Origin of the sequence: Spiroplasma endosymbiont of Megaselia nigra, assembly GCF_003987485.1 — a bacterium.
Classification (GTDB): domain Bacteria; phylum Bacillota_I; class Bacilli_A; order Mycoplasmatales; family Mycoplasmataceae; genus Spiroplasma.
This window is the reverse complement of sequence record NZ_RCOO01000078.1, coordinates 1-5,104: the sequence shown is the minus strand read 5'-3', so window position 1 is coordinate 5,104 and position 5,104 is coordinate 1. Positions and strand designations below refer to the sequence as shown.

The 5,104-nt window shown below is 26.0% G+C and carries 3 protein-coding genes and 1 pseudogene; all 4 read right to left on the bottom strand.

Translation table 4 applies throughout. The annotated features are described in order from the left end of the window. Nucleotides 1-381: 381 nt before the first annotated feature. A complete protein-coding gene (locus D9R21_RS04235) occupies nt 382-3,360 on the bottom strand; it encodes a 2-oxo acid dehydrogenase subunit E2 (RefSeq protein WP_241568762.1) in 2,979 nt (992 codons plus the stop codon). A 166-nt stretch (nt 3,361-3,526) separates the two neighbouring features. Next, entirely contained in the window at nt 3,527-4,327 is an 801-nt protein-coding gene (locus tag D9R21_RS04230; protein ID WP_241568761.1) for an MATE family efflux transporter, read from the bottom strand. 293 nt (nt 4,328-4,620) lie between these two features. Continuing rightward, nucleotides 4,621-4,899, bottom strand: coding sequence for a hypothetical protein (locus tag D9R21_RS04225; protein WP_241568760.1), 279 nt, complete (start codon nt 4,897-4,899; stop codon nt 4,621-4,623). Nucleotides 4,900-4,923: 24 nt separating this feature from the next. Beyond that, nucleotides 4,924-5,104, bottom strand: a pseudogene (locus D9R21_RS07090) (IS3 family transposase); the annotation flags it as partial.

The window sequence follows — 5,104 nt, the reverse complement described above, 5'->3', positions numbered from 1 at the left end:
TTAAATTTTTGTTCTTTTCCTGCCATTAAAAAATGCACCTCCTCTAAAAGTTTAGTAAAGTTCTTTTTTAATTTTACTTACTTTTTGGGGTGCAGTCTTGCTTTTAGTTCAATGTTTATTAATAAACAAAGATTAAAAACATTGTTTTAAAACATTGATTATTAAAAAAAGTACAATTTTGACACACTTAAAACACTATTTAATTTTTAATAGTTTATTTTTACAAAAATATGAAATTAAATATTTAACATGTTAAGTGAGTCATTTTTTAATTAAAAAAACAACTCTTTTCTTTTAATTAATAAGAGTTGTTTTGTCCTAATTCGTTTTACAATTTACAAAATTAAAAAATCTTATTAATTTTTAATTAATAAGATTTTTTTATGACAACGTAATTAATTCTGGTGATTCTAAAATTTCTTTTAATCGTGTTAAGAAAATCCCTGCTTCTGCAGCATCAATAATTCGTTGATCAATTGTTAAAGCAAGATTCATTATTGAACGAATTACTAGTTTATCCCCTTTTATGACAATTGGTTTACGAACAATACGCCCAACACCAATTACTGCTGAATTAGGATAAAAAATTGTTGGTGTTGCATTAACTGCTCCAACCATTCCATAGTTGGCAATAGTAATAGTACTTCCTTTTAATTCATAATCATATAATTCACCTTGACGTAAACGTTCAATTGTTTCTTGAATGTTAATTGCAATTTGTTTTAAACTCATTCGCTCAGCAAATTTAATAACTGGAATAACTAATCCCTCACTAGTTTCTGTTGTTAACCCAATGTGTTGTGAATTTTTAATTACAATTTGATTTGTTTTTGAATCATAATATGAATTTAATTTTTGATATTCACTTAAAGCTAACGAAACTGCTTTTATTAAAAAACTCATTGTCGAAAATCGAACACCATGCTCAGCATTAGCATTTTTTAATTTTCGTTGTTGATCAATAATTGCTGACATATCAATTTCAGTATTAATTGTTAATGGTGGTACATGTGCTTGAGACATAATCATTGATTGAATCGCAGGATATCTTGTTGATTTAATTTCTTCTCTTGTTTCTAATCCCTGTGGTTCAACTTGACTATTAGTATTAATAATATTTAAATTGTTATTTAATGGTTGTACCAAGTTTCCATAACTATTAGGAATTGTAGTTTCTGTGGAATTAAATTTTTTAACTTGTAAATTATGTGTTTCACAATTATGTTCAGTTTTTAATTCAGGCCCTTGTTTATTATTAAATTTAAATTCTTTTAACATCTCTTTTAAAACAGGATCTGACTCATTCATTGTTTTTAACATTTGTTGCATTAACATATATTGCATCATTTTTTCAATGTTTGTTCCATCTGTATTATTATTATTATTATTATTATTATTATTATTTACTTGACGTAAACTTTTAATTTCTCGTAATAATTCATTTTGACGATTATTTTGTTCTTGATTAGCTAAGCGTTCTTTTAAAATTGCCAATTTAATCATTACATTATTATCAATTGTACCTTTTAAACTACAGTTACTTTCATCACTGTTTTCAAGTTGAGTTAGTTGCTTAGATGATTGTTGTTTTTCATATGATAAAGATGGTTTAACTATATCATCATTTGTTTTTTTCTGCTGCGAATTATTATCATAATATTCATTATCTAATATTTTATATTGTGATTCAACTTCCTCAAAAGAAGGACGCTGATAATTACTAATTCCTCCTAAAACAGAATCAACTTCAACATTTCCTTTTGCAATTTGCTCCATTCTTTTCTTAATTAACTCTCGTTGATTTCTTGTTTTTAAAATTTTTTCTCGTTGCCCATTATCATTTAATTTTTCATATAAACGATCACGATAAGATTTTAATGGAGAAAAATGTCCTTGTTTTTTTTCTTTCGCTTCATTTGACTCATTTGGATCAATTGTGTAACCATCAGCAGAAATATAAGCTTCATCAAATAATTTTTTGTCATTTGTTTTAAAAGTATTAACATTGTCATTATAATTAGAAGCAGAACTACTATACCCAGTTTGTACTTCTGATGATACATTTCTTTTAATTAAATCATTCATTCTTCCTTGGACAATATTACGTAAAATTTTAGGACGTCCATCTTCATCTAAAAAATCCATTGAATTTTTGGAATTATCACTTTCTAATGATAACTCATGAAAATCATTATTATTATGTAATTGCTCACGACGTTGATTTAAAAGATTACGAAAACTAGTATTTTCATTTTGACCACCAAAAAATGCTGTTGCATTAATTGGTGCTTCATCTTGATGCTTTGTTGTATTAACTAAATATTTTGCATATTCTTTTGCTTGATTTTCTTCTGTTAATTTTGTTTGTCCAATTGGAATAGCATTCGTTATAATATTTTGGTTGGGAATAGAAGGCGGTTGATTCAAACTATTTGTTTGTGATTCAAAGTTACCATCTTGAAACATATTACTATTCAAATCAGGAATATTAACCATTGTTGTCTTCGCCTCACTTTTTATTTCTTTATTCATTGGGTTTTTAATTGTATCAATTGAAGGAATTTTTTCTCGATTATTAATAATATCATTATCATTAATTTTTAAATTTTTAAATGATAATCTTCGTGTTTTATTAGGACCAAAAGATAATGCTGTTTCATCCCATCGTTTCTGTTCTTCTTGTGTTATTTTAGTGGGTTGTTCAAAAAGTTGTTTTTGTGATGATGAATTGTTTTGTTGCTGAAAATTAATAGATTGATTTTGTTCAATATTTGTTGAAAAATAAGAACTATTATTAATAGTATTCTCTTTAGAAAAGGGAGTTCCACCATTTTGGTTAAAATTTTGTGATAATATCGAAGTATCATATGGCTGTTGTTCATTAATTAATACAGTTCTTGAATTAATAATGTTTTCATTATTGTAAACTTGTTGCTGATTCAATAAAGGTGGCGTAAAAGTTGGATGTAAAGTATTTTCGTTCCCAATACTAATTCCTGAATAATCATCTTCTTCAACATCATTTCATTTTGTTCCAAATTGACTATTTTTTGTTGTCGAAAATTTTACCCCCTTTTTATTTAAACGAGTAAATTCGTTATCTTCAAGACGTTTAAAATAATACTTTTCAATTTCATCTTCAGTTGTTAACAAATTAGCAATAACAGCATTGGGTTTAATTTTAGTGCCTTCTTTAATTGGTTTAACAATAATTCCATCCATTGGGGCTGTAATAATAGATTCACCATTTTCAGTTTCAATTAAAGCAATTTTATCACCTAATTTAACTTCTTCATTCTGATATAAGAATTTTTTTAAAATTCCCTTTTTTTCTAACGTTAATACTCTAATTTTTTTCATTTTTTCTGATTACCCCATTCAAAAAAACTTAATATGTTTTATTAAATTTAGTTTAGCCACTTTTATACCCGTTTTATTACAAAGTAATTATATCATACATTCACTGTTTTTTAGTATTAAAATGCAAAACAATATTATACACAAAAAATAAAAAAATGCAAAATTTTTACATTTCTTTCGCATTTCTTTTTATACTTTTTACTTTATTATCAAATTCTGTAATATGCTTAGTTTCTGTTAAATTTTTTACCCATTTTTTTCGTTTTAAAATAATCAATGCTCAAATTGCTTTTAAACTGTCAACTGATTGCATAATTAATACAATATAAATAATATCTAAATTTGAAGTAAAAATTAAAATTGCTAATAATGGTACTGGCACTAATCATGTTAATAAAGCATCTAAAACAAAGGCATTCATCACAGCACCACCTGTTCTAATAATAGCATAACTTGTTGCAGCAATCATTAAACAAGGATATCATAATCCATAAGCAAAAAGCATCCAATGTGCAATTCTAAATGTTTCTGGCGTATTATTTACAAACAATAATTCTGGTAAAAATCATCCCCCGGCAACTAAAATTAATCCCGCAATAATTACAACTAGAAAAGACAAAATAACTAAATGTTTACCATTATATTCTGCCTCTTCTAAATTATTAGCCCCTAACCGGCTGCCAACTAAAACTGAAGTTCCCGCAGCAAATCCATGATAAAGCGTCGTATATAAAGCAGCAATAATTGTTGAAAAAATCGCATTTGCTGTTAAAGCATCTAAACTATAATATGCTCGTAATTTAACTTGTACTACCATTCCGACTGATCAAAAAATTTCATTTAAAACAATTAGTCAAGCTTTTTGAAACGCTCGTTTTGTAACATAACCATCAAAGTGTCATCAATTTCGATGAATAAATTTATACCGTTTATATGAAAATAAAACTATTATAAAAACAAGTTGCAAAATACGTGAAGATGACGTAGCAATTGCGGCTCCTTGTACACCACATGGACATTTTTTTGAATTGAACTTGCAAAAAAATTATCAACTAAGTCTGTTGATTCCATAATAATTTATTGTAATGTTGCTAATAAAATTAGTACTAATGCAGTCGCATATCATTTTTTTGAGGCAAAAAATTTCAGATGTTTTTTTCCTTGTACTTTTATCATTGTATCCCCCTTTATATAGCTAATTATAATGAACCTAAAATATCCTGGAAATATTGTAATATAAAAAAATAAAAATTATGATTTTTATTTTAATTTATCTTTATCTTGATTTTTATTCTTATTCTTATTTACTGCTTTTTGCTTTTTGTGTTTTTTTCTTGACTTACCAATTTTTTGCCATAAACTTTCTAATTTTTTATTTTCACTATGATTTGCAACTTGATCAGTTCTTCGTTTAAAAAAAAGAACTAATCCAATTATAAGCATTAAAATTATTATTGAAATTAATAAGGCAGCTCATCATGGAAGAACATCGAATAATGATTTTACTAACAAATGAATTATCTTTAGAGTGCGCCCCAAAAAGTAAGTATTAGTAAAAAAGGTTTATAAACTTTTATTTATTATATCCTTTTCTTTGCGGCTTGAATATCATTTATTTCATTTTTTAACATCATTAATATATTCATCATGCGATAAGTAAATATTGTTATGAATTGTTGCTTTTTTTAATAAAGAATGAAAACTTTCAATAACAATATTATCAGCACAATGATAATTTTTACCC